Raw genomic sequence first — 25,624 nt, 5'->3', positions numbered from 1 at the left:
GAGGCGCCGTCACAGCGGCGCCGCATGCCATTCCAGGATGACCCTCATGCAGCCAAGACCGGGCATCACGCCTGCCCTCGCCCGCTTCGTCGTCGACACGCGCTGGGAGGACATCCCCGAACGGCCGCGTCACGAAGCCAAGCGTGCGCTTCTCAACTTCTTTGCCGTGGCCCTGGCCGGCTGCCGCACCGAGCCGGTCGAGCTCGCGTTGAAGACCCTCGCCGAGTTCTCCGGCGGCCGGCAGGCGACGGTGATCGGCCGCAGCGAGCGCATCGACGCGCTGAGCGCGGCCTTTCTGAACGGCGCCGGCGCCAACGTCTTCGACTATTGCGACACCCACCTGCCGACTGTCGTGCACCCGACCGCGCCGCTCGCACCGGCGCTGCTGGCGCTCGCCGACCTGCGTCGCGTCAGCGGACCGGAGCTGCTGGCCGCCTTCGTGCTGGGCTTCGAGATCGAATGCCGGGTCGGCCTCGCCGTGTCGCCCGGCCACTATCCGCGCGGCTGGCACATCACCTCGACCTGCGGCGTGTTCGGCTCGGCCGCCGGCGCGGCGCGCCTGCTCGGCCTCGGCGCGGACCGCACCGTGTGGGCACTGGGCAGTGCGGCGACCCAGTCGGGCGGCCTGTGCGAATGCCTCGGCTGGCCGGCCAAGAGCGTCAGCGTCGGCAATGCCGCGCGCAACGGCCTTCTCGCCGCCCTGCTGGCCGACAAGGGGTTCTCCGGTCCGGCCGAGCCGATCGCCGGCGCCCAGGGCTTTCTCGCCGTCATGAACGAGCCGCCGAACTGGCCGGCCCTGACCGACCGGTTGGGCGAGACCTGGGAGGTGACCGAGAACTCGCTCAAGCCCTACCCCGCCGGTTTCGTGATCCATCCCGTGCTCGACTGCGCCCTCGACTGGCGGCAGCAGAACCCCGGCGCCCCCGTCGAGCGCGTCGCCATTCGCGGCAACCCGCTGCTGCTGCAGCGCACCGACCGGCCGAACGTCGCCACCGGCCGCGAATCGCAGGTCAGCCTGCAGCACGCCGTCGCCGTCGCCCTGGTGCTGGGCAAGGCCGGCCTCGAGCAGTTCACCGACACCTGCGTCAACAATCCCGAGGTCCGCGCGATGCGCCAGAAGATCGAGGTCGCGAGCGATCCCGCGATCTCGACCATCGCCGCCGAGCTCGATGTCTGGACGACCGACGGCAAGAAGCATTCGGTGTCGACCCAAGCGGCGCGCGGCAGCACCGCCAACCCGCTTTCCGACTCCGACATCGAGCGCAAGCTGATCGACGAGGCGCGCAGCTGGCGCGCTGATCATGACGTCCGCCCGCTGATCGACGCCGTGTGGACGCTCGACAAGAGCGGCGACGTGTCGACGCTGGCCGGGATGACCGTGCCAAGACATTCGTGATGACAGCCGTGGTCGAACGACGCGCGATCCGCGCGCTCATCCTGACGCCGGCGCGGGAGGTGCTGCTGATGCGCATCCGCGCGCCCCAGGGCGGCGACCCGTTCTGGATCGCACCCGGTGGCGGGATGGAACCGGACGAGACGCAGGAGCAGGCCCTGAAGCGCGAGCTCGCCGAGGAGCTCGGGCTGTTGCAGTTCGACGCGGGACCGATCCTGTGGCGGCGCCATCACACCTTCAACTGGGGCGAGCGCCGTCTGTCGCAGCGCGAGCAATACCGGGTGGTGCATGTCGATCGCTTCGAACCGGTGATGAGCGACGAGGTCGAAGCCAAGGTGTTCCAGGCCTTTCGCTGGTGGCCGATCGCCGACCTCGCGCGGACGACCGAGCGGGTGACGCCGAAAACGCTCGCCGCCATCCTCGACGCCTACCTGAGCGTCGGCGCCCCCGATCCCCTGCCCGAGGAAGAAGTCCTGGTCGACTGAGGTCATCGCGTCACGGCCGCACGGGCTTGCGCCCGACGACGCAATGCATCGGATGGGCCATGAGCAGGAGGCCCTGATCTATCGCCTCGTTGCGCGCACGGCGCCACGCCATGGTCTCGTCCGGACTCAGGGATGCCAACAGATGATCTTCGCGGTAGCGCCAGATCGGGCCGTCGGGGCGATCGAGCGTGACCAGCGATGGGAAGCAGACAAGATCGGCGAGGCCCGCCGCCTGTGCCCGGCGATAGAGGCTCGCGTCGGCGACGCCCTTGGCGGCGACCGATTGCGGCGGCGTCACCATCCTCTGCCGGAACGGCTCCGGCATGCCGACACTCCACCATTGAGGCAGGTCGATCGAGCGCACGATCACACCGACGCGGCCGCCGGGCCTGGCGACGCGCACCATCTCGGCCAGCGCGCGATCGGCATCGCACTCCTCGAGCACGGTGACCGAGAACAGGCAATCGAACGAGGCGTCGGCGAACGGCAGCGCCTCGGCGCTGCCGGGCGCGAAGCGGATGGCGCCCTCCAGTCCGTCCTCGCGCGCCAGCGCCGCCGCCTCGCCGAGCAGGAAGCGATTGACGTCGATCGCGGTGATCGGGTTGGCGGCACCGAGACGGCGCGCCAGCAGGCGATCGAGCGAACCGGCGCCGCAGCCGACATCGAGGATCGTCCCCCCCGGCGCCGGCGCCATCAGATCGACAAGAGTGCGGAACATCGCCTGGTAGGTCGGCGCGCGGGCGCGATCCTCCAGCGCCGCGACGCCACCGAGATGCCGGCCGCCCAGGGTGACCACGGTGAAGCGCTGCACCAGCGCCGCTACCGCCGGCTCCCATTGGGAGGGCGCGAGAAAGAACGGCAGCAGGATCAATGCCGGGCCGGAGCCTTCCAGCCGATAGGTGATGCCGGCATGCGTGCCCTCACGCGCGCAGGCCGAGGGCGTGTCGGCCTTGCTCGTCGCCAGCAGGGCCGTCATCTCTCGCACGATCTCATCCGTGCGATCGGCCACCACATCGGCCCAACCAGGCGCATCGTAGCCCTCGAGCACGTAGCGCCTCGCGCCGGGCAGGCGTGATACGGCACGCGCCGTCACATCGGCCGTGAGGCCGCCTTGTCCGCTCACCATCAGCAGGCGATCGCTGACTGCGGCGAAGGGCCCGGGATCGAGCCGCGTCGGCGCGCACAGCACCACGCCGCCCAGCCGCTCGGGATAGCGGGCCGTCAGCCCGGCGATGTCGCCCGGCATCTGCGTGGCGACATGCGCAACGCCGAGGCCAAGATGATCCCACAACGCAATCAGCCGCTCGATCGGTGACAGGGATTGGTCGGACGCCACGCTCATCTCCACTTCAGGCTGCTGGGACATTCTGCGGCGCTCTTCAGGTTCTCCTCCCCAGCTTCGCTGGGGAGGAGAATGAAAGTTGCGCTCTCGGCCATGCCCCTTAGTCCGCGCCTACACGACGCCATTGCGGCCGTGCGTCAGGAAGGCCGGACGCTGCGACAGGCGCTCGTAGTAGGCCGACACGGCCGGGAAATCCGGGCGAAGCATCGGCGTCAGGAACCAGCGATTGACCGACAGGCCGATCGGGATGTCGGCGAGCGTGAACGTAGCGCCGGCAACGTAGGCGCCAGTGGCGGCGAGCTGGCCGTCGAGGATGGCGAGCATGCGCGTCCACGCCTGCTTCGACCGTTCGATCTGGACGCCGTTGGTGAACGCCGGATCGCGCCGCACGATCGCCGAGAAGGCATAGCGCCAGGCCGAGTTGAACTCGCTCGCCGGCCAGTCGATCCAGCGACCGATTTCAGCGCGCGCCCGCGCCTCGATCGGCAGCAGCGCCTGCGCCGCCGATTTGCCGGCGAGATAGCGGATGATGCTGTTGCTTTCCCACAGCACGAAGTCGCCGTCGACGATCGCCGGCACCAGGCCGTTGGGATTCTGCGCCAGCTCCGGTCCGCTGTCGGTGCGCTCGTAGGCAATGCCGATCTCCTCGCAGGTCCACAGCACCTTGCGCACGTTGATCGAGGTGGACTTGCCGAGCACTCTCAGCATCAGTGCCGGTCCAGCCCGAATTCCCGCGCCCGGCGCAGCCACGCCTCGCCTTCCGCGGCGAGGCGACGCGAGAATTCGTCCGGCGTGCCGCCCACGGTTTCCAGTGCAGCCGCCGCCAGGCGCTCGCGCACCGTCGGATCGGCCAGCGCCTTGGCGCAGGCGGCCGCGAGGCGCTCGACGATCTCGCCGGGCGTGCCGGCCGGCGCGAAGGCGGCGAACCATTGGGTAATGGCGATCTCGGGATAACCGGCTTCCGCCATCGTCGGGATGGTGGGCAACATCGGCGAGCGTTCCTTCGACGTCACGGCGAGCAGGCTGAGACGTCCTGATTGCGCGTAGGGCATGACCGGTCCGGCGCCCAGCACGCCCACCGGCACGACCCCGCTCAGCACGTCCTGCACCGCCTGGCCGCCGCCCTTGTAGGGGACGTTCAGCACCTTTACGCCGGCGCGGCGGAACATCAGCTCGCCGACAATGACGTTGGTGCCGCCCGACGACGGCGTGGCGTAGGACAGGTTGGATGGATTGGCCTTGGCGGCGGCGATCATGTCGGCAATCGAGGTCCAGCCGGTGCGCGGGTTGGCGGCGATCACCAGCGGCTGCGAGGTCAGGATGGTGATCGGCGCCAAGGTCTTGCCGACGTCGAATGGTCCCTTGTCGTCGAGCGCACGCTGGTAGAGCGCCTCCGCCGGACTGACCAGCAGCATATGGCCGTCCGGCCGGGCGCGCGCGACGGTGTCGAGCGCGATGCCGCCCTGCGCCCCGGGCCGGTTCTCGACCAGCACCGGCTGTCCCACCATCTGCGACAGCGCCTCGCCGACGATGCGCGCCGAGATGTCCGAGCTGCCGCCCGGTGCGTAGCCGACGACGATGCGGATCGGACCGGTCGGCCAGGCCTGCGCCGATGACGGCGCGGCAGCGGCGACGACGAGGGCAAGGGCAGCGGCGGCGATGGTGACGGCGAGGGCGATGAGGGCTTTCATTGGGGTCATGCTTGTTCTCTCGATTCTCCCATCCTCCTCCCCAGCTTCGCTGGGGAGGTGTCGGCGTCTTCGCCGACGGAGGGGTCATAGGCCCCCTCACGTGACTCATGACCCCTCCGCCCCCGATTACGGGGGCACCTCCCCAGCGGAGCTGGGGAGGAGGGCTGGATAGCTCACGCCATGCCGACTTGCGGGAGCTGGGCGACGGCGTCGTCGGGGCGGCTCTTGATCATGGCGGTGAGCTCGCGCTGCACCGATGCGACAGCGGAATCGCCGAAGCGGTTGTCCATCTCCTGCGGGTCGTTCGCCAGGTCGTAGAGCTCGCCGGCGCCGGAGTTGGTCTCGAGCGTGAGCTTGTGGGTCTTCGTCCGCACCGTGCGCAGCCACAGATCGACGCCGCAACGCGAGGCGCGCAGGTCCCACTCGCTGAAGGCGAAGTCGCGCGAGCCGTCCTTCTCGATCAGCGGCCTGAGGCTCGTGCTATGGCGCGCATCGGCGAGCGATACGCCGGCATAGTCGGCGAAGGTCGCCGGCAGATCGACGGTCGAGACCGCGTCGGCCACCACCTTGCCCGCCGGCACGCCCGGCCCGCGCACCAGCAGGCCGACGCGCAGCAGGCCCTCGTAGGCCATCGGCCCCTTGAGGATCAGGCCATGATCGCCCAGCCAGTCGCCATGGTCGGTCGAGTAGACGACCAGCGTATCGTCGGCCAGGCCGTACTGGTCGAGCGCCGCCAGGATGCGGCCGACATTGTGATCGATCAGCGAGATCATGCCGTAGTAGTTGGCGATCAGGTCGCGCAGCTGGCGATCGTCCTGCACCGGCGTGCGCGAATGCTTCTCGCGGAAATTGCGCAGCTCGGCATTCTCCATCTTGGGTGTGCCGTAGAGGCTCTCCCTGTGCCACCACGGCCGGCGCTCGAGATCCATCGTGCGGTGCTGCGGCAGGTCGACCTCGTCGGGATGGTGCAACCGACTCCACGGCTCGGGACAGTCGAACGGATGATGCGGGTCGGGGAACGACGCCCAGACGCAGAACGGCTTGTCGCGATTGGCGCGCAGGAACTCGATCGTTCGATCGCCGATCCAGGTCGAGTTGTGCCAGGCCGCCGGGAGGCCCGAATGATAGGTCTGCGCCGCATCGGTCTCGGGCGCCAGCCGGCTCAGCAGCAGGCGGTTCTTCTCCTCGCCGCGTCCGTCGGCGTGGTACCAGCGCTCGTAATGCTGGCAGTAGGGCGGCTTGCGCGGCGGATTGGTGTTGTGGCCCTCGACCATCAGCTCGACGTGATCGAAGCCCATGTACGGTCCGTACCAATTGTCGGGCTGTGCAGTCAGCCGGCATTCCGGCGTGCCGGTCGGGGCGAAGGTGTTGCAGGTCTTGAAATGCGCCTTGCCGATGTAGCCGGTGCGATACCCTGCCCTGGTGAAGCCGCCGGCATAACCCGCCTCGCCCACCGCATCGGGCAGGTCGATGCCGTTGTCCGACACGCCGTGGGTGCGCGGCAGCAAGCCGGTCAGGATCGAAGCCCGCGTCGGCTGGCACACCAGGTTGGGCGTGATGCAGGCCGAGAAGCGCGTGCCGGCGCGCGCCAGCATGTCGAGATGAGGCGTCTTCACCTTGCGGCCCTCGAAGCCGTAGCAGTCGGCCCGCTGCTGGTCGGACGTGATGAACAGGATATTCAATGGTCTCTCCCCACGCTTACGTACAATCGAACGAACACGTGCGCGCGAACACGCACTCGCGAACGAACTCGCGCTCGCGAACGAACACTCACTCGGGCTGGATCCCGGCGGTCTTGAACAGCGGCGGCCAGCGATCGGTCTCGCGCCGGATGAAGTCGGTGAAGGCGGCCGGCGCGGCGCTGGTGGAGTTGTCCATGCCGATCGTGGCGAGCTTGTCAATCGTCGCCTGAAGCGCCATCGCCCGCAGCGCCTCGCGGTGCAGCCGGTCGATGATCTCGGCCGGCGTTCCCGCCGGCGCCCCCAGGCCCTGCCATTGCGTGAACTCGAAGCCCGGGAACCCCAGCTCGGCCACCGTCGGCACGTCGGGCAGCGCCGCGGACCGTTGCAGTCCCGACACCGCGAGCGCGCGCAGCCGGCCGGCCCTGACGTGCGGGATCGCCGGCGGAAGGCCGAGCACCCCGACCTTGATGTGGCCCGACACCAGGTCGGCCACCGCCTGGGCGCCGCCCTTGTAGGCGACGTTGTCGGCGCGGAACTTGTTGAGGCTCTTCAGCTGCTCGAACACCAGGCGCTGGCCGACGCCCGGCGTGGCATAGAGCATCGGCTGCGGGCTCTGCCGCGCCTGCTCGATCAACTCGGCTAGCGTGTCGGCCGGAGACGACGGATGGACGACCACGATGAACATGCCGCGTCCGAGCAGCGTGATGTACTCGAGGCTGCGCACCGGATCGGGCTTCCAGTCCTTGTACATGTTGGGGCCCATCGGATTGCCCTCGGTGACGAGCAGCAGCGTGTAGCCGTCGGGCGGCGAGGCCATGACCGTGTCGAGCGCGATCAGGCCCGATCCGCCGGCCCGGTTCTCCGCCACGACCGATTGGCCCAGCTGTTCCCCCATCGGCTGCGCGACCGCCCGCGTCACGATGTCCGTCGCGCCGCCCGGCACCGCCGGCACAAGGATGCGCAGCGGCCGGGTCGGCCACGCCTGCGCGCGCCCAGCCCTTGCCGGCACGGCAAGACCGAGTGCTGCCACGAGCGCGGCACGCCGGCTGATCGTTCGTTGCATCGTTTCCTCCCCGCTTCGACGGCGCGTTGTCCGCACCTTGTACCGCCACGATATGCCGGTCACCGCGCACGCGCCACGGCGTGGACGGAAGAAAAATCTGGTCCGTGAACGGCGCGGCAGCAGATTGGTCCATCATTGCAAAGCCTTGCACGGTCTTCTTCGGTCATCGTCAATGGCAAAACAGGGAATTGGATCAGGGAATTGCTTGCACCAGAACAGGGAATTTGACTCATCGGATCAGGGAAATCGGTGACGGAGATCAGGGATGGAACGGCGGCGGCCGGGAGCGGTCAGCCGCCTCTGCTGCCCGCCGGCGGATCGCCGTCAGACGGGTTGCCATCGGCTTGGCCTTCTTCGGGCTTGTCGGGTCCAAGCGACTCGTCGGTCATGTCGCGCGTGATCCACTCGTAGGACATCCGGGCGCGTTCTTCATCGCTGTAGCGGTTGTAGGAGTCCTGGGGCGTCAGTGCCTTGGGCCCGTGCGTCAGCGCCTGGTGCATGTCGGCGATCGTTTCGTCGGGCGGCACGAATCTGTGGGCGAGGTCGAGCGCGAGCCGGGCGGCGCCGGTATTGCCTGCGACGGCGCTGGCGATCAACGCATCGACCAGCGCCTCGATACGCAGCATCGTGCGCCGGCGCCCGTCGACGGCAACGGTGACGTCGCTCATCAGCAGCTCGCGCATCGCCCCACGCAGCGTCACCTTCCCGCGCTGGGACTTGGGCCGCCCCAGCGGATTGCCCGACCTGCCCCGCGGAAAGCGTGTGGCAACGGGCGGCTTGCCGTAGCCGACCTTGAAGCTTGCCGGGTTGCCGCCGCCAGTCGGGTTCTCCGCGGTACCGTCCTTCGCCTTCTTCGTCATGGCCGCCAATCCTCCTCCGCACCTCACGACGGACCACGAGGTATCTGCCAATCCTGGTCGCGCGAAGGAGGGGCAGCCGAAGTGGCTCTGTTTGTGAGCCAGGGTAGCGCGCCACGTCGGCGGAGGTTACTCCGCCTCAAGTGGCGCGCTCCCGGCCATGAATCATCACAGGAACGACAGCCCGCCGCTCAGCGCCACGGTCTGGCCGGTCATGTAGGCGTTGCCGACCAGCATCATCACGATCTGGGCACACTCGTCCGGCGTGCCGAAGCGGCCGAGCGGGATGCGCGCCGGTGAGGCGGCAACACCGCCGCGCACCATGTCGGTCTCGATCAGCGACGGCGCCACGGCGTTCACGGTGATGCCGTCTTTCACCAGGCGGGCGGCGTAGCCGCGGGTCATGCCCTCCATGCCGGCCTTGGAGGCGTTGTAGTGCGGCCCCACGCCGCCAGCACCGCGCGCTGCACCCGAGGAGATGTTGACGATGCGCCCCCACTGGCGCGCCCGCATGCCGGGCAGCACGGCCTGCGTGCACAGGAACACCGACTTCAGGTTCACCGCGATGGTGAGGTCGAAATCGGCCTCCGTGAGCTCGTCGACGCTGCGCACCAGCCCGACGCCGGCATTGTTGACCAGCACGTCGACCGGGCCGAGCTCGCGCTCGATCGCGGCCATCATCGCCTCCACGTCGACCGCCTGCGACACATCGGCCTTCACCATCATCGCCTGCCCGCCGGCGCCACGGATCGCCTCGACGACGCTCCGCGCCTCGTCCTCGCGTTCGCGATAATTTACAGCAACGCCCGCACCTGCTTCGGCCAGCGAAATCGCGATAGCCCGGCCGATGCCGCGCGACCCGCCTGTCACCAGTGCAACCCGGTTTTTCAGCAACGCCATTGCTCGTGCTCCATATCCGTTCGACCCCGCCGGTCGGCCATGTTACGCCCTCCCGACGCACAGGAGAGTCTTATGCAGCGACTTGGCTTTGGCGCCTTCCTCGCGCCGCACCATCCGATCGGCGAGAACCCGACCCTGCAGTTCCGTCGCGATCTCAAGTTCGTCGAGCACCTCGACGAGCTCGGCTACGACGAGTTCTGGTGCGGCGAGCATCATTCGAGCGGCTGGGAGATGATCGCCTCGCCCGAGATGTTCCTGGCCGCCGCCGGCGAGCGCACCAAGCGCATCAAGCTCGCGACCGGCGTGATCTCGCTGCCCTACCATCACCCCTACAACGTCGCCCAGCGCATGGTGCAGCTCGACCACATGACCGGCGGCCGCGCCATTTTTGGCTCCGGCCCCGGCGCGCTGCCGTCCGACGCGCATACGCTCGGCATCGATCCGATGGTCCAGCGCGATCGCCAAGACGACGCAATCGACGTCATCCGTCGCCTGATGCGCGGCGAGCGCGTCACCAAGAAGACGGACTGGTACACCCTGCAGGACGCGGCCCTGCAGCTGCTGCCGCTGCAGGAGGACATGCCCTTCGCCGTCGCCTCGCAGATCAGCCCGTCGGGCATGACGCTGGCCGGCAAGTATGGCATCGGCATCATCTCGCTGGGCTCGATGTCGGACCAGGGCCTGCTCGCCCTGCCGACGCAGTGGGGCTTTGCCGAGGCGGCCGCCAAGAAGCACGGCACCACGGTAGATCGCAAGAACTGGCGCGTGCTGCTCAACTGGCACATCGCCGAGACCCGCGAGGAAGCGCGCCAGCAGGCCAGGCACGGCCTGATGAAGTGGCACAACGAATACATCCACGGCACGCTGCAGCGGCCAGGGTCGGTGCCGTTCAACTCGCCCGACGAGGCGGTCGACAAGACGGCGTTCGTCGAGGGCGCGGCCTCGACCGTCGGCACGCCCGACGACCTGGTGAAGATAATCAAGTCGGTCTACGACAAGAGCGGCGGCTTCGGCACCGTGGTGGGCTTCGTGCACGACTGGGCCAACCCGGAGAACACCTTCCGCAGCTGGGATCTGGTGGCGCGCTACGTCATCCCCGAGATCAACGGCTACGTCGCCAAGCTGCGCGAATCGCAGAAGTTCCTGATCGACAATCGCGCCGTGTTCGACCGCGCCGGCCAGGCCATCATGGCCAAGATCATGGAGAACAAGGACGCCGCCGAGGCGCTCAAGGTCACCGACTCGCCGCGCTTCGCCGCCGCCTCCGCCGCCGTGCCGAAGGGCCTCGGCAAGCAGGCAGCCGAGTAGCATGGCACGGTTGCCGTCTACGGGACACCTCATGGCGCGGTCCTAGCCATGAGTTGGCTCCCGCACTGACGCAAGCGCACTCGCGAGATCCACCTTGCGTCAGTAGGCGCAGCCATCGACGTGCAATCAATTGCACGGGCGACAGATTCACGCCCTGCATGTCGACGCCCTCGACAATGATTGTCTCCTGCGGTCAGGCAAGCCTGCTTGGCCAGCGCAGAATATGCAGTCGGATCAAGTCGCCGAGGTTCGTCATCGCGACGACATGAAACACGGCACGATGCGAGTTGCCTGCACAGGAAGACCATGAGCGAAGACACCATGCCATCCAACCCTGCCGGCTCCAGCCCGAGGCCGACCGGACGTTGGAGCGAAGTGCTCGCGGTGTTCCTGCGCCTGGGTTTGACCTCGTTCGGCGGGCCGGTCGCCCATCTCGGCTTCTTCCGCGAGGAGTTCGTGAATCGTCGCCGCTGGCTCGACGATCGCGCCTATGCCGATCTGGTGGCGCTTTGCCAGTTCCTGCCCGGTCCCGCATCGAGCCAGGTCGGCATTGCCGTCGGCCTGTCACGGGCAGGCTATGCCGGCGGTTTCGCCGCTTGGCTGGGCTTCACGCTGCCATCGGCTGCGGCGATGGTCGCATTCGCCTACGCCATCGACGTCCTCGGCGGCGCCGCGGGCTCGGGCTGGCTGCACGGCCTGAAAGTCGCGGCCGTCGCGGTCGTGGCGCAGGCCGTGCTCGGCATGATGCGCTCGCTGGCGGCCGACCGGGAACGGGCGACGATCATGGTCGCGGTGGCAGCCCTGGTGCTCGCCGTGCCGTCGGCCTGGGCGCAGGTCGGCGGCATCGTGCTGGGCGGCCTGTCCGGGTTGCTGCTGACGCGGGATGCGGCGCCGGCCGATCACGCCCATCTGCCGCTTTCGGTCGGCCGGAGGACGGGCCTCTGGTGCCTGGTCATGTTCTTCGTGCTGCTGATCGGCCTGCCGGTCCTGGCGGCGTCCGTCGGCTCTCACGCGCTCGATCTCGTCGATGCGTTCTATCGTGCCGGATCTCTGGTGTTTGGCGGCGGCCACGTCGTCCTGCCGCTGCTGCAGGAAGCAGTCGTGCCGCGCGGCTGGATCTCGAACGATGCGTTCCTTGCCGGCTACGGCGCGGCCCAGGCCGTGCCCGGTCCGCTGTTCACCTTCGCCGCCTATCTTGGCGCGGCGATGCAGCCGGCGCCCAGCGGCGTCGGCGGCGCCCTGATCTGCCTGATCGCCGTGTTCGCGCCGTCCTTCCTGCTCGTGGTCGGCGCATTGCCTTTCTGGGAAGCGCTGCGGCGTCGACCCGAGGTGCAGGCGGCTCTGCGCGGCGTCAACGCCGCCGTGGTCGGCCTGCTGCTGGCGGCGCTCTATCATCCGGTCTGGACGTCCGCGATCGCCGGCCGCGGCGATTTCGCGCTCGCCGCGGCCGCCTTCCTGCTGCTGATGATGTGGAAGACGGCCCCGTGGGCCGTCGTTGTGCTGTGCGCCGCTGGAGGAGCCCTGCTCGCCATCGTTTGATCGATCTGCCTACCGCGTCACCGGCTTGACCGGCTGCTATAAATTCGATTATTCGCGAATGATGGAAGTAAATCCGGTCATCCTGCATGTCGCTGTTTGAGCGCTATCTCACCGTCTGGGTCGCCCTCTGCATCGTAGCCGGCATCGCGCTGGGGCACTGGATGCCCGGCCTTTTCCATGCCATCGGCGCCGCCGAGGTGGCGCACGTCAACCTGCCGGTCGCCGTCCTGATCTGGCTGATGATCATCCCGATGCTGGTGAAGGTCGACTTCGGCGCCATCGGCAAGGTGCGCGAGCATTGGCGCGGCATCGGCGTGACGCTGTTCATCAACTGGGCGGTGAAGCCGTTCTCGATGGCCCTGCTGGGCTGGCTGTTCGTCGGCCATCTTTTCAAGCCATGGCTTCCGGCCGACCAGATCGACAGCTACATCGCGGGCCTGATCCTGCTCGCCGCGGCGCCCTGCACCGCCATGGTGTTCGTGTGGAGCAACCTGTCCGACGGCGAGCCGGACTTCACGCTCACCCAGGTGGCGCTCAACGACACGATCATGGTGTTCGCCTTCGCGCCGATCGTCGGCCTGCTGCTCGGCCTCTCGGCGATCCGCGTGCCGTGGGAGACGCTGCTTCTGTCCGTCGGGCTATACATCGTCGTGCCGGTAATCCTCGCGCAGGTCATTCGCCGCCGTGTGATGGCCAGCGCAGGCGTGGCCGGATTGTCTTCGCTGCTTTCCCGGCTGCAGCCTATTTCCCTGGTCGCGCTGCTCACGACGCTCGTGCTGCTGTTCGGTTTCCAGGGTAAGCAGATCATCTCGCAGCCGCTGATCATCGCGCTGCTGGCCGTTCCGATCCTGATCCAGGTCTACTTCAACTCGGGACTGGCCTATCTGCTGAACCGCGCGACCGGCGAAGCCCACTGCGTGGCCGCCCCCTCGGCGCTGATCGGCGCCAGCAATTTCTTCGAGCTGGCGGTGGCCGCCGCCATCAGTCTGTTCGGATTCTCTTCGGGCGCCGCTCTTGCGACCGTCGTCGGCGTGTTGATAGAGGTGCCGGTCATGCTGTCGGTGGTGAAGATCGTGAATGCCAGCAAGCCCTGGTACGAAGAGGGGACGGCGGTGGCGAGCCGCGACGCCAAGGCGTCGAAGATCTGACTTGTATTTCTAAATTTCTGGAAATACGGTTGACATCGCCGGGCGATGTCCTACATTGGAAACATGAAGCTCGACGACGCGGCCGCCCGCCTGGAAGCCCTGGGCAACCCGACGCGCCTCAAGATCTACCGCATCCTGGTGCGTGCGGGTGAAGAAGGCATGCCGGTCGGTCGCCTGCAGGATCGGCTGGAGATCGCCGCGTCGACGCTGTCCCATCATCTCAAGTCGCTGGTCGCGGTCGGCCTCGTCACCCAGACCCGCGAAGGCACGACCCTGGTCTGCCACACCAATTACGACCTGATGCGCGGCCTGATCGACTACATGGTCGAGGAATGCTGCGCCGAAGGCACCTGCCCTCCGCGCGTGTCCAAGACGTCGAAGGCCGCCGCGTAAAAAATTTGCCCCACTATTTCGATTATTCCGGGAGAACAGGAGCACGCCATGCCCGACTCAGCCAGCAAGCCCAGGACAGTTGCCATCCTCGGCGGCGGCCCCGTGGGCCTCGCCGCCGCCGCCCATGTGCTGGAGCGCGGCATGGAGCCGGTGATCCTGGAGGCCGGACCGCAGGTTGGCCATGCCGTGCGCCAGTGGAGTCATGTGCCCCTGTTTTCGCCCTGGGAGTACGCCATCGACAAGGCATCGGAGCGCCTGCTGGTTGCGGCCGGCTGGAACTCGCCGCCGCCCGACCAGTATCCGACGGGCGGTGAGCTGCTGGCGCAATATCTGGAACCGCTGGCCACCCGCACGCCGCTCAAGAACCACATCCGCACCAGCAGCATGGTGACCAGTGTCGGGCGCGCGGGCTTCGACAAGATGAAGAGCAACGGCCGCGCCTTCGCGCCCTTCACCGTCCGCTACCAGAACGGTAAGGGTCCCGAGCAGCTCGAGGCCGACGCGGTGATCGACGCGACCGGCACCTGGTTCTCGCCCAACCCGGCGGGCGCCGACGGTCTGCCGGCGATCGGCGAGCGCGAGGTGCAGGACCGCCTCGCCTACGGCATGCCCGACGTGCTGGGCCGCGAACGTGGCCGCTATGCCGGCCGCACCGTGGCGGTGCTGGGCTCGGGCCATTCGGCGATCGGCACCTTGATCGACCTCGTGCGCCTCGCGGAAGAGGCGCCCGGGACCGAGGTGATCTGGCTGCTGCGGGGCGACAAGCCGGAGAAGGCCTTCGGCGGCGGCGCCAAGGACAAGCTCGCGGCGCGCGGCGCCCTCGGCACGGCCTTCGCCAGGCTGGTCATGGAGGGCAAGATCTGTGTCGAGACCGGCTTCCGCGTCTCGCACGTCACCCGCGATGGCGACAAGCTTCGCATCGGCGCCGGCTCCTCGTGCTGCGGCCGCTTCATTGCCGCCGACGAGCTGGTGGTAGCGACGGGGTTCCGGCCGGACTTCGACTTCCTGCGCGAGGTGCGGCTGTCGCTCGATCCCGCCGTCGAATGCCCGCCGGCACTGGCACCGCTGATCGATCCCAACATCCACAGCTGCGGCACCGTGCGCCCGCACGGCGCGCGCGAGCTGGCCCAGCCCGAGCCGGGCTTCTATTTCGCCGGCATGAAGAGCTACGGCCGGGCGCCGACCTTCCTGATGCTGACCGGCTACGAGCAGGTACGGTCGATCGTGGCCGAGATCGCCGGCGACCGCGAGGCTGCGGCGCGCGTCGAGCTGGTGCTGCCCGAGACCGGCGTCTGCTCCGGGCCAGGTCCAGTGGCAGATCGCCGTTCGGCCGAAGGTCTCGGGGGATCGATCGATGCAGAAGCCGGCTGCTGCGGCGGCCCGCCGCCGCAAACGGCGGAACCGGCGGCGAGCGGCTGCTGCGTCGCTGATGTGAAGGCCAAGGAAGAAGGCAAGAAGGGCTGTGGCTGCGGCTGATGAGCGAGGCCGCGCCGATGCTGCCGGGTCCAAGCGGGGGGAGCGCCACTCCTGTGGCGCTCTCCTTGTCGATCACACAGCCCATAAGCGCCACAGGAGTAGCGCGCTTCATGCAGCTCCGTCATCTGCCAGGCTGGCGCCCTTCACGACGAGAGCGGGCGAGGCGCGGCGCCTTGACTGATGAAAGCCCGCGCCGCACCCCGTGACATGCAGGACGTTTGCATATGGATACGCCCTTCACTCTCCTCCCCAGCTCCGCTGGGGAGGTGCCCCGTCATACGGGGCGGAGGGGTCATGGGCGCCAGTGGTGGTCCTCATGACCCCTCCGTCGCCGTGAGACGGCGACACCTCCCCAGCGGAGCTGGGGAGGGGAATGAAGAATGCGCCCATATGCGAGTGTCCTGTCATGACATGACATGGTCCACGTGCGCTCGCCGGCCTCGAGCGACCCTCGCCGGACAGTTGCGGTGACCTGATGGATCCACGACGACTCGCGACCATCACCATCCTGGGCTCGACGCAGACGCTCGCCTGGGCATCGTCCTACTATCTGCCGGCCATCCTGGCCGACGACATCGCGCGCGATACCGGCACCTCGACCACCTGGCTGTTCGCGAGCTTCTCGGTATCGCTCATCATCTCGGCCTTGCTAGGCCCGCGCGCCGGCCGGCTGATCGATCGCGGCAGCGGCAATGCCGTGCTGGCCGTCTCCAACCTGCTGTTCGCCAGCGGACTGGTGCTGCTGTACCTCGCTCAGTCCCTGCTCACTCTCCAGCTTGCCTGGATCGTGCTGGGTGTCGGCATGGGGATCGGGCTCTATGACGCGGCGTTCGCCGTGCTCGGCCGCATCTACGGCACGAGTGCGCGCGGCGCCATCACCGGCATCACGCTGTTCGCGGGCTTCGCCAGCACCATCGGCTGGCCGCTCACGGCATTGGGCGCCTCGACGATCGGCTGGCGCGACACCTGCCTTGCCTGGGCGGTCCTGCATTGCTTCGTCGCCTTGCCGCTGAACTACTGGTGCCTGCCGCGACCGACCCTGGCGGTGGCCGAGAAGCGTGCGGCCGACAAGCCGGTTCCGCTCGACCGGGCGATGATCCTGCTGGGCTTCGCCTTTGCCGCGGCCTGGATCGTGACGGCCGGCATGGCGGCGCATTTCCCGCGCATCATGGAAGCCGCCGGCGCCTCGCCAACGCAGGCCATCGCCGCCGGCGCCCTGATCGGACCGGCCCAGGTCGGCGCAAGACTGCTCGAGGCAGGGCCGCTGGCGCGCCTCCATCCGCTGATCACCGCGCGCCTGGCAACGCTCACCCATCCGGTCGGGGTCGCCGTGCTGTTGCTGATTGGCGGCAGCGTCGCATCCGGCCCCTTCGCGGTGCTGCACGGATCGGGCAACGGCATCCTCACCATCGCGCGCGGCACGGTCCCGCTCGCCATCTTCGGACCGGAAAGCTACGGCTATCGACTGGGCCTGATCGGATTGCCGTCGCGCTTCCTGTCGGCGCTGGCGCCGTTCGCCTTCGCGGTGTTGCTCGATCATATCGGCGCCAGTGTCCTGCTCGTGACGGCGGGGCTCAGCCTGGCCGCCTGCCTGGCCTTGTGCGCCTTGCGCATGCCCCGACAGGAGGCAGCCCACCATGCCGACTGATCAGCGGACCGCCCGGCGCCTGGTCGCCATCGTCTGTGCCGCGCAGGTCTTCGTCCAGCTCGGCGCCGGCTACTGGCCGGTGCTGATGCCCGACCTGATGACCCGTTGGTCGCTCACCAATAGCGAAGCTGGCTGGATCACGTCGGCGTTCTACGCCACCTACATGGTCTCCGTGCCGGTGCTGGTGACGGCGACCGACCGGGTCGACCCCAAACGCGTCTACCTGCTGGGTGTCGGCTTCACCACGATCGCCCATTTCGCCTTCGGCCTGCTGGCCGAGGGGTTCTGGTCGGCGCTGGCGCTGCGCGGTCTGGCTGGCTTCGGCTGGGCCGGCACCTACATGACCGGCCTGAAGCTGCTCGCCGACCAGGTCGACAACAAGATGATGTCACGCGCGGTGACCGGCCATGCCGCGAGCATCGGCATTTCCGGTGCCGCATCCTACCTGCTGGGCGATCTGCTGGCCGACGCGTTCGGCTGGCGGCTGGCCTTCGCCAGCGCCGGCCTGACGGCGGCGATCGCCTGGGTCGCCGTGGCCCTGATGGTGCCTGCTCGCCCGCATCAGGCGCGGCCGGCCGGACCGGCGGCGGCGATGTTCGACTTCCGCCCGGCGTTGCGCAACCGCTCGGCCTTCGCCTACTCGCTCGCCTACTGCGCCCACACGCTCGAGATGAACGCACTGCGTGGCTGGGGTGTCACTTTCCTTGTCTGGGTCGCCGCGAGCAGCGGCAGGACCGGCGAGTTGCTCTCGCCCGCCGTCGTGGTGACGGTGCTGGGCCTGCTCGGCACGTTGATGAGCGTGCTGGGCAACGAGGCCTCGATCCGCTTCGGGCGCCGCCGGTTGATCGCCGCCGCGATGGTGCTGTCGATCCTGACCGGCGCGCTGATCGGTTTCCTCGGCTCGCTCGGCTACTGGATCGCGGTTGGCCTGATCGTGCTCTACGGCATGATCATCTGGCTCGATTCGTCGTCGCTGACCGCCGGTGCGGCCGGCTCGGCCGACCCGGCGCGGCGCGGGGCGACGCTCGCCGTCCATTCGATGCTGGGCTACGGCGGTGGCTTCGTCGGCCCGCTCGCGATCGGCTGGACGCTCGACCTGTCGGGCGGCATGTCGCCGCTCGGGTGGGGCCTCGCCTGGGCGATGGTCGCGCTGCTGATGGCGCTGGCGCTGGTCGCCTTCGTGCGCATCCGCCCGCGCGAGCTCGAGGGCGACTTGGCGATGCGAAAGTAGCCCCTCCTCCCCAGCTCCGCTGGGGAGGTGTCGCCGTCATACGGCGACGGAGGGGTCATGAGCACCACCACTGACGCTCATGACCCCTCCGCCCCCGATTACGGGGGCACCTCCCCAAGCGACGCTTGGGGAGGAGAATGAATCACCGCTTCTTCCCCGCATCCTTCGCGAACGCCTTGAACAGCTGCGCGCGCAGCCAGCGATTCGCTGGATCGCTATCGCTGTTGGCGTGCCAGTAGGCATAGGTGTCGAACGCGGCGACATCGAGCGGGAACGGCAGCAGGCGGTTGCCGAAATGGTGGTTGATGATCCTGGCGTGGCGCTCGGGCATGGTAAGCGCGAGATCGGTGGCGCTGACCACGCGACAGGCGCCGTAATAGTTCTGGCAACGCAGGCGGATACGGCGGCGCAGATCCTGGCGCGACAACTCGAAATCCTCGGCCGACAGGCCGCGCCGGCGCTGCGAGACCTGGATATGCTCCAGCGCCAGATAGGCGGCGAGGGTGAGCGCCCTGCGCACCTTGGGATGGTCACGCCGCACCATCACCATCAGGCGCTCGGTGCCGAGCCGCAGCCGCCTCACCTCCTCCGGCAAAGGAAGCAGGACGTCGAGCACGAGATCGAGCGTTCCGGCCGCCAGCTCGCGTTCGATTTCCCGCCGGTCCGGCCTCACCAGGCTGATGTCGACGCGCGGCGCCGACCTGGCGATCGCCCGCATCAGCACCGGCGCCACCATCGGCTCGGCCACGCCCTGCAGGCCGATGACGAAGCGCTTGCTGACGGCGCCGGCGTCGAAGCTGTCGGTCGCGGCCAACGCGGTCTCGAAGCCGTGCAGGGCATCGCGCACCGAGGCGATCATCTGGCGCGCCCGCGGCGTCGGCGCCATCGCGTGGCCGCTGCGCACGAACAGCGGATCGCCGGCGAGACCGCGCAGTCGGGAAAGCGTGTGGCTGATCGCCGGCTGAGACAGGTTGAGCCGCCGTCCTGCGCGCGTGATGCTGCCCTCCGAGAAGATCGCGTCGAACACCACGAACAGGTTGAGGTCGACGCGCGATAGATGCACAGCATTCATATCGCAATATTCCATCAATTCATTTGATCAATGCTAGGCATCTCCCGATCCTGGTGCAACCGCAGTCGAGGAGGACGCGATGGATTTCGACCATTCACCCAAGGTCAAGGAGCTGCAGGCGCGCGTGCAGCACTTCATGGACCGGCATGTTCAACCCAGCGAGCAGCGCTACCAGCAGGAGCTGCGCGCCAACGGCCAGTGGCAGACACCGCCGGTGCTCGAGGATCTGAAGGCGCAGGCGAAGCTCGAAGGGCTTTGGAACCTGTTCCTGCCGGGCGCGCACGGCGCCGGCCTCACCAATCTCGAGTACGCTCCGCTGTGCGAGATCATGGGGCGCGTCGAGTGGGCACCGGAGGCATTCAACTGCTCGGCGCCGGACACCGGCAACATGGAGACGATCGAGCGCTACGGCAGCGCGGCGCAGAAGAAGCAATGGCTCGAGCCGCTGCTCGACGGCAGCATCCGCTCCTGCTTCGCCATGACCGAGCCGGCGGTCGCCTCGTCCGATGCCACCAATATCGAATGCCGCATCGAGCGGCGCGGCGGCCGCTACGTGATCAACGGACGCAAATGGTGGTCCTCCGGGGCGCTGAACCCGCGCTGCAAGGTGTTCATCGTCATGGGCAAGACCGACCCCAAGACTCCCGACCGCTATCGTCAGCAATCGATGATCCTGGTGCCGCGCGAGGCCAAGGGCATCACCGTCGTGCGCTCGCTGCCGGTGTTCGGCTTCGACGACGCGCCGCACGGCCACGGCGAGGTGGTGTTCGACAATGTCGAGGTGCCGCTCGAAAACATCCTGCTGGGCGAAGGCCGCGGCTTCGAGATCGCCCAGGGCCGGCTCGGACCGGGCCGCATCCATCACTGCATGCGCGCGATCGGCCAGGCCGAGGCGGCGCTCGAGAAGATGTGCCGCCGCGTGAAGTCACGCACCGCCTTCGGCCGCGCGCTCGGCGAGCAGACCGTGACGCTGGAACGCATCGCCGAGGCGCGTATCGCCATCGAGCAGGCCCGCCTGCTGGTGCTCAAGGCAGCCGACAAGATGGACAAGGTGGGCAACAAGGAGGCGCTGGCCGAGATCGCCATGATCAAGGTGGCCGCTCCCAACATGCTGTGCCGCGTGATCGACTACGCCATCCAGGCGCACGGCGGCGCCGGTGTGACCGAGGATTTCGGCCTCGGCTCCGCCTTCGCCAGCGCGCGCGCCATGCGCATCTTCGACGGCCCCGACGAAGTCCATCGCAACCAGATCGGCCGGATCGAGCTCAGACGGTACAACTAGTTCGTACTCCTCCCCGGCTTCGCTGGGGAGACCCCCAGCACGCCGGCGCGCACCACGATGCTGAGAAAATCGGGGCGGTGCCCGCCCCGATTTTCATAGGAGGAGAATGGAGAACGACAACCATGGATCCACCCCGCCCGACGGATTCCAGCCGCTGTTCCGCTCGAGCGCGTTCCTCGATCACAACGGGCCGTTTTTCTACCGGACCAACGACGACGGCACGTTCGTCGTCGGCGTGCGCATCCAGCCCAAGCATGCCAACGGGCGCGGCCTCGCCCATGGCGGGTTGATGATGACGATGTGCGATATCGCGCTCGGCTACCGCACGACGCGCAGCCAGACACCGTCGCCGATGCTGACCACCGCCAGCGTGACGACCGATTTCGCCGGCTCGGCCAGGATCGGCGACTGGGTCGAGGCGCATGTCGACGTGCACAAGGTCGGCGGCCGCCTCGCCTTCGCCAACTGCTACCTGGTGTGCAACGGCGAGCGCATCGTGCATGCGTCAGCGGTGTTCGCGCGGACGGGGGATCGGCCCTCCTGAAGCACTCATCGCCGGGATCGCGCCACTCTGTGGCGCTCTTCTCATGTCCCCCCAACGAAGTTGGGGAGGTGTCCACGTAATCGCGGACGGAGGGGTCATGAGTCACGTGAGGGGGCCTATGACCCCTCCACCCCGTATGACGGGGCACCTCCCCAGCTAAGCTGGGGAGGAGAATGAGAATGACGGGCCACCTCCCCCTATGGCGCTGTTTACAGCGCCATAGGGGGAGGAAAAGAGCTACGCCAGCCGCATCCACACCGCAGTGTCGTGGAAGGCGGCGCCGCCGTTCGGCGGGACGGGGTCGGCGCCGATCAGAGTGTTGATGCCGACACGATCGGGATAGGCGTCGCTCGGCCAGTTGCCTTCGACGATGACCACGCCCGGGCGGGCGGTGCGCGCGGCGCGGGCGGCGAGCGTGACCTCGCCGCGGGCATTGCCGAGGCGGACCATGGCGCCGTCGCCGCTCAGGCCGAGGCGCGCTGCGTCGTCCTCGTGGATCAGGGCGCGCGGCTCGCCCTCGCGCGCGCTCGAGCCCGGCGTCTCGGTGAAGGTTGTGTTGAGGAAGGCGCGCGCCGGCGGCACGACCAGGCGGAACGGCAGGTCGTCGGTCGCGCGCTCGTAGTTCTCGAGATGGTCGGGCAGCGACCGCAGCCCGGCGTGATAAGGGCCAACCGCCTTCCAGTCGGGTTTGAAATGGAAGCGGCCGTCGCTCGACGGGAAGCTGTCGAGGAAGTGCGTCGCCTGGAAGTCCTCGACGCAATCGACCCAGCCGCGCGCCGCGGCTTCCGCCCAGGGGCCCTTGCCCGAGGCACGCAGGGTGGCGTCGAGCAGCTCGATGGCGCTCATGCGGAAGCTCGGCTGCGGCGCGCCCAGCCGCTGTGCCAGGGCGCAGATCAGCTCGTGGTTGGTGCGGCAGTCCTCGTAGCGGTCGAGGACACGCGCGCCGACCGTCAGGTGGGTGTGGCCCAGCCCGTAATAGATGTCGTCGTATTCTAGGAACATCGCGGCCGGCAGCAGGATGTCGGCGTACTTCGCTGTCGCCGTCATGAACTGCTCGTGCACGCAGACGAACAGGTCCTCGCGGCCGAGACCGCGCGCCACCGCGGCGCTGTCGGGCGCGACGTTGGCCGAGTTGGCGTTCTGCATCAGCATCGCCTTGACCGGCGGGCCGCCGGCCAGCGCCTCCGGCTCGCCGCACAGGATCGGCCCGATGCGCGACTGGTCGAGCACGCGCGTCTTGGGGTCGATCATGTCGAGGCCATGCGCCAGCGTCGTGTTCAGCCGCCAATTGTCCCAGTTGATGAAGAACGCGCCGCCGCCGCGATGGCGCCACGCCCCGGTCATCGCCGGCAGGCAGGTCACGGCGTGCATCGCCGCCGAGCCGTTGCGAGAGCGCGTGAAGCCGAAGCCGACTCGCAGGAAGCTGCGCTCGGTGCGGCCGTACAGGCGGGCAAAGTCCACGATCTCGGCCACGGGCAAGCCGGTGATCGCCGCCGCCCAGCCCGGGGTCTTGTCAACGAGATGCGCCTCGATGTCGGGCCCGAAGTCGGTGTGACGCGCCAGATAGTCGCGATCGGCCAGGCCCTCCTGCAGCAGCACGTGCATCATGGCGAGCGCCAGCGCGCCGTCGGTGCCGGGGCGCAGCACCAGGGCGATGTCGGCCGCCTCGATTGTCGGCGTGCGGTAGACGTCGACGACCACCAGCCTGGCGCCGCGCTGCTTGCGCGCCTTGGCGATGTGGGTCATCGCATTGACCTGCGTCGAGACCGGATTGCCGCCCCACACGACGATGAGATCGGACTCGGCCATCTCGCGCGGATCGGGACCGGTGAGCTTGCCGACACCGGCACGCCAGCCCGATTCGGCCGGCGTCACGCAGATCGTCGTCTTCTGACGCGAATAGCCGAAGGCATGGCGCAGCCGGTCGATGCCCCAGCGCTGCACGACACCCATCGTGCCGCCCGAATGGTACGGCCAGACGGACTGGGCGCCATGCGTGCGAGCCGCGCGCTGGAAGGCCTCGGCGATCTCGTCGAGCGCCGCCTCCCACGAGATCGGGCGGAAGTCGCCCTGCCCCTTCTCGCCGGCGCGCCGCAGGGGCTGCTTCAGGCGGTCGGGATGGTGGGCCCGCTCGGCGTAGCGCGCCACTTTGGCGCACACGACACCATCGGTGTAGGTGTTCGCAGCCGCACCGCGAATACGGCCGATGCGCGTCGAGGACAGCCGCTCGACCTCGAGACAGCAGGCGCTCGGACAGTCGTGCGGACAGGCCGATTTCCAGAACACCTTGCCCATCTGCTTCCTCCGCGGCAGCCGGTTTCGAAAGCCTGCCTTGCCGCTGTCAAATGACGATTGGCGATAGTACGAGACCGATCGTTAATACTACGATACCCATTGTCGACAGGCGCCTGCATTGACCATGCACCGCCGCCGGCTATGCTAAGCAAAACAACACGATCCCCTTTTCGAGGGCCCTGTGTGGGAGGGAATGACATGTCACTTCGTCGTCGCCAAGTCCTGGCCGGATCGGCCGCCACTGCTACGGCCCTCGCAGCCGCGGGAGGCTTCCCGGCGCCGGCCATCGCCCAATCCGACCCGATCAAGATCGGCTACCTGCCGGCGCTGACCGGGCCTAGCTCGTCGACCGGCGTCGGCATCAATCGCGGTACCCAGCTCGCGGTCGAGGAGATCAACAAGGCGGGCGGCATCAAGGGCCGCAAGCTCGAGCTGATCTCGCGCGACACCCAGAGCGACCCGACCAAGGCGGTCAATGCCGTGGCCGAGCTGACGCAGCGCGCGAAGGCCTCGATCATTTGGGGGCCGCTCAACTCGGGCGAGGCGCTGGCGGCGACACCCCTGATCGCGCGCGACAAGGTGCCGATGCTGCATCCGTGCTGGGTCGACGAGCTGATCGACGTCAAGAAATACCCGATGTCGTTCCGCATCGCGCCGACCAATACCCAGGTCGGCAAGGGCGCCAACCACTACGTCTACAACGTGCTCAAGCTGAAGAAGGTGGCGGTGATCAGCGACACCACCGGCTACGGCACCGCCTCGGTCAACACCTACGTGCCGATGCTGAAGGCGATGGGCGCCGAGGTCGTCTACACCAACCACGTCGACGCCGCGAACCCCGACCTCAAGCCCGAGCTGCTGCGCATGCAGAACGCCGGCGCCCAGGCGATCATGCCGTGGAGCGTCAATGCCGGCTTCCTGTCGCGCATCCTCAATACGCGCGGCGCGATGAATTGGGACGTGCCGGTGGTCGGCCAGACGACTTTGGGCTCGGGGCAGACCAAGGCCCTGCTCGAGAAGCCCGAGTACTGGAACAAGGTCTATTCCAACAATTTCCGCAACTGCTGCTACGTCAACGGCAAGCTGCCGGAGCGCGCGGCGGCCTACGTCGAGCGGCTGAAGAAGGACAAGGTCGAGTTCGGCGACACGCTGCTGTGGTGGGTGGCGCTGGGCTGGGACGGCGCCCAGATGATCGGCGAAGTCTTCAAGGCGGTGGGGACCAAGCCTGAGGACGTCGTGGCCTACATGAACAAGGTCAAGGCCTGGCCGGGCGTTTACGGCACGGTGACCTGGACACCCGAGGAGCATAACGGCTTCCCCGACCAGGAGGTCGTGATGTGCGAGGTCAACTCACTGAGGGACGGTGCGTTCAACCTGGCGCCCGGCTACAGCAGCTAGACCATGTTCCAATCGATCGTCTCCTACGGTTTGGCAGTAGGAGCGGTCTACGCACTGATCGGCATCACGTACAACGTGATGTTCTCGGCGTCGCGTGTGTTCAGCTTTACCGCTGGCATGCTGGGAATGCTGGGCGGTGTGCTGGGCGCGCTCTTCATCCACAAATGGGGCATGAACGCCGTTCTGGGCTTCGTGCTCGTGCTGGCGTGTGGCGCACTGCTGGGGCTCGTCACCGAGATCCTGACGGTGCGCCCGGTACTGAAGAGCATCGAGCAGCACCTCTACGTGCTGTCGACGCTTGCCTTTGCCCTCATGATCCAGCAGGTCACCGCCATCGAGTTCGGCACCGAGGCGCAGCCCTTCCCGGTGCTGATCCCGATCGAATCGGGGTCCGCATCGGCGTGGCTCGACCAGAAATTCCTGCTGCCTCTGCTTGCCTGTGCCGTCACCGTCGCGGGGCTGGAGTTCCTCTATCGCAAGACCCTGATCGGCCGCGCTTTCCTCGCTATCGCCGAGGACAGCTATGCCGCCCGCGCGCTCGGCCTGCCCGAGACGCGGCTCCGGCTTGCGAGCTACGCCCTCGCCGGAGTGATCGGCACGCTGGCGGGCTTCACCGGCGCGCAGATGCTGCTGGCCTACTTCGGCAACCAGGCGATCCTGAATTTCTATGGCTTCGTGCCGGTGGCCCTGGGCGGCATGGGCTCCAACCGCGGCGCCGTGATCGGCGGGCTGGCGCTCGGCCTGTTCCAGCAGGCCGCCAACGTCCTGGTCGGCGGCATCTTCGCCTCGGTCGCGGTGTTCGCGGTCTTCATCGTCGTGCTGCTGCTCCGGCCCGAGGGCTTGGCCGGCGCGGCGACGGCGCGGCGCGTCTGACGGG

22 protein-coding genes are annotated in these 25,624 nt (G+C 68.1%); 13 read left to right on the top strand and 9 right to left on the bottom strand.

What is annotated here, in order from left to right:
* Nucleotides 1-46: 46 nt before the first annotated feature.
* Nucleotides 47-1,396: an MmgE/PrpD family protein gene (locus ACILR9_RS08150; RefSeq protein ID WP_395709406.1), complete on the top strand. Its 1,350-nt coding sequence runs from the start codon at nucleotides 47-49 to the stop codon at nucleotides 1,394-1,396.
* Nucleotides 1,397-1,404: 8 nt separating this feature from the next.
* Nucleotides 1,405-1,878 (top strand): NUDIX hydrolase, encoded by a 474-nt coding sequence (locus ACILR9_RS08145; RefSeq protein ID WP_395709405.1) that lies wholly within the window; start codon nucleotides 1,405-1,407, stop codon nucleotides 1,876-1,878.
* Nucleotides 1,879-1,888: 10 nt separating this feature from the next.
* Here ACILR9_RS08145 and ACILR9_RS08140 read toward each other — a convergent pair whose 3' ends face one another.
* The 7 genes from ACILR9_RS08140 to ACILR9_RS08110 form a co-directional block, all read right to left on the bottom strand.
* Complete coding sequence (locus tag ACILR9_RS08140) at nucleotides 1,889-3,214, bottom strand: methyltransferase domain-containing protein (protein WP_395709404.1); 1,326 nt, start codon at nucleotides 3,212-3,214, stop codon at nucleotides 1,889-1,891.
* Nucleotides 3,215-3,331: 117 nt separating this feature from the next.
* On the bottom strand, nucleotides 3,332-3,928 hold the full coding sequence (locus ACILR9_RS08135; RefSeq protein WP_395709403.1) for a glutathione S-transferase family protein: 597 nt from the start codon (nucleotides 3,926-3,928) through the stop codon (nucleotides 3,332-3,334).
* Entirely contained in the window at nucleotides 3,928-4,911 is a 984-nt protein-coding gene (locus tag ACILR9_RS08130; protein WP_395709402.1) for a tripartite tricarboxylate transporter substrate binding protein, read from the bottom strand. The genes ACILR9_RS08135 and ACILR9_RS08130 overlap by 1 nt, the downstream gene beginning before the upstream one ends.
* A 173-nt stretch (nucleotides 4,912-5,084) precedes the next feature.
* Complete coding sequence (locus ACILR9_RS08125; RefSeq protein WP_395709401.1) at nucleotides 5,085-6,593, bottom strand: sulfatase; 1,509 nt, start codon at nucleotides 6,591-6,593, stop codon at nucleotides 5,085-5,087.
* A gap of 88 nt (nucleotides 6,594-6,681) precedes the next feature.
* Nucleotides 6,682-7,656, bottom strand: a complete 975-nt coding sequence (locus tag ACILR9_RS08120) for a Bug family tripartite tricarboxylate transporter substrate binding protein (RefSeq protein ID WP_395709400.1) — start codon at nucleotides 7,654-7,656, stop codon at nucleotides 6,682-6,684.
* Nucleotides 7,657-7,946: 290 nt separating this feature from the next.
* Nucleotides 7,947-8,516: a DUF5681 domain-containing protein gene (locus tag ACILR9_RS08115; protein WP_395709399.1), complete on the bottom strand. Its 570-nt coding sequence runs from the start codon at nucleotides 8,514-8,516 to the stop codon at nucleotides 7,947-7,949.
* A gap of 165 nt (nucleotides 8,517-8,681) precedes the next feature.
* Nucleotides 8,682-9,413, bottom strand: coding sequence for an SDR family NAD(P)-dependent oxidoreductase (locus ACILR9_RS08110; RefSeq protein ID WP_395709398.1), 732 nt, complete (start codon nucleotides 9,411-9,413; stop codon nucleotides 8,682-8,684).
* Between the two features lie 72 nt (nucleotides 9,414-9,485).
* Between ACILR9_RS08110 and ACILR9_RS08105 the strand changes: the two genes are divergently transcribed.
* The 7 genes from ACILR9_RS08105 to ACILR9_RS08075 all read left to right on the top strand — a co-directional run bounded on the left by ACILR9_RS08105 (nucleotide 9,486) and on the right by ACILR9_RS08075 (nucleotide 18,156).
* On the top strand, nucleotides 9,486-10,721 hold the full coding sequence (locus ACILR9_RS08105; RefSeq protein ID WP_395709397.1) for an LLM class flavin-dependent oxidoreductase: 1,236 nt from the start codon (nucleotides 9,486-9,488) through the stop codon (nucleotides 10,719-10,721).
* A 321-nt stretch (nucleotides 10,722-11,042) separates the two neighbouring features.
* Nucleotides 11,043-12,260: a chromate efflux transporter gene (chrA, locus tag ACILR9_RS08100; RefSeq protein ID WP_395709495.1), complete on the top strand. Its 1,218-nt coding sequence runs from the start codon at nucleotides 11,043-11,045 to the stop codon at nucleotides 12,258-12,260.
* A gap of 86 nt (nucleotides 12,261-12,346) precedes the next feature.
* Nucleotides 12,347-13,408, top strand: a complete 1,062-nt coding sequence (arsB, locus tag ACILR9_RS08095; RefSeq protein WP_395709396.1) for an ACR3 family arsenite efflux transporter — start codon at nucleotides 12,347-12,349, stop codon at nucleotides 13,406-13,408.
* A gap of 63 nt (nucleotides 13,409-13,471) precedes the next feature.
* Nucleotides 13,472-13,801 (top strand): ArsR/SmtB family transcription factor, encoded by a 330-nt coding sequence (locus ACILR9_RS08090; RefSeq protein WP_395709494.1) that lies wholly within the window; start codon nucleotides 13,472-13,474, stop codon nucleotides 13,799-13,801.
* Between the two features lie 48 nt (nucleotides 13,802-13,849).
* On the top strand, nucleotides 13,850-15,277 hold the full coding sequence (locus ACILR9_RS08085; protein WP_395709395.1) for an NAD(P)-binding domain-containing protein: 1,428 nt from the start codon (nucleotides 13,850-13,852) through the stop codon (nucleotides 15,275-15,277).
* 475 nt (nucleotides 15,278-15,752) lie between these two features.
* The gene (locus tag ACILR9_RS08080) at nucleotides 15,753-16,925 is read left to right on the top strand and encodes an MFS transporter (RefSeq protein WP_395709394.1); all 1,173 of its coding nucleotides are present in this window, start codon (nucleotides 15,753-15,755) and stop codon (nucleotides 16,923-16,925) included.
* Complete coding sequence (locus tag ACILR9_RS08075) at nucleotides 16,915-18,156, top strand: MFS transporter (RefSeq protein ID WP_395709393.1); 1,242 nt, start codon at nucleotides 16,915-16,917, stop codon at nucleotides 18,154-18,156. The genes ACILR9_RS08080 and ACILR9_RS08075 overlap by 11 nt, the downstream gene beginning before the upstream one ends.
* A 142-nt stretch (nucleotides 18,157-18,298) precedes the next feature.
* On the opposite strand, the gene ACILR9_RS08070 is transcribed toward ACILR9_RS08075, so the two are convergent.
* Nucleotides 18,299-19,228 carry a LysR family transcriptional regulator gene (locus ACILR9_RS08070; protein WP_395709392.1) on the bottom strand — a complete coding sequence of 310 codons (930 nt, stop codon included), beginning with the start codon at nucleotides 19,226-19,228 and terminating at the stop codon, nucleotides 18,299-18,301.
* Between the two features lie 79 nt (nucleotides 19,229-19,307).
* Between ACILR9_RS08070 and ACILR9_RS08065 the strand changes: the two genes are divergently transcribed.
* A complete protein-coding gene (locus ACILR9_RS08065; protein ID WP_395709391.1) occupies nucleotides 19,308-20,510 on the top strand; it encodes an acyl-CoA dehydrogenase family protein in 1,203 nt (400 codons plus the stop codon).
* Nucleotides 20,511-20,616: 106 nt separating this feature from the next.
* A complete protein-coding gene (locus tag ACILR9_RS08060; protein WP_395709390.1) occupies nucleotides 20,617-21,054 on the top strand; it encodes a PaaI family thioesterase in 438 nt (145 codons plus the stop codon).
* A 237-nt stretch (nucleotides 21,055-21,291) separates the two neighbouring features.
* Here ACILR9_RS08060 and ACILR9_RS08055 read toward each other — a convergent pair whose 3' ends face one another.
* Nucleotides 21,292-23,349, bottom strand: coding sequence for a molybdopterin-dependent oxidoreductase (locus ACILR9_RS08055; protein ID WP_395709389.1), 2,058 nt, complete (start codon nucleotides 23,347-23,349; stop codon nucleotides 21,292-21,294).
* A 198-nt stretch (nucleotides 23,350-23,547) separates the two neighbouring features.
* On the opposite strand from ACILR9_RS08055, the gene ACILR9_RS08050 reads away from it, so the two are divergent.
* Entirely contained in the window at nucleotides 23,548-24,747 is a 1,200-nt protein-coding gene (locus tag ACILR9_RS08050; RefSeq protein WP_395709388.1) for an ABC transporter substrate-binding protein, read from the top strand.
* 3 nt (nucleotides 24,748-24,750) lie between these two features.
* A complete protein-coding gene (locus ACILR9_RS08045) occupies nucleotides 24,751-25,620 on the top strand; it encodes a branched-chain amino acid ABC transporter permease (protein WP_395709387.1) in 870 nt (289 codons plus the stop codon).
* Nucleotides 25,621-25,624: the final 4 nt, after the last annotated feature.

It is taken from the genome of Reyranella sp. (assembly GCF_044224635.1).
Classification (GTDB): domain Bacteria; phylum Pseudomonadota; class Alphaproteobacteria; order Reyranellales; family Reyranellaceae; genus Reyranella.
This window is presented reverse-complemented; position numbering and strand designations above follow the sequence as displayed.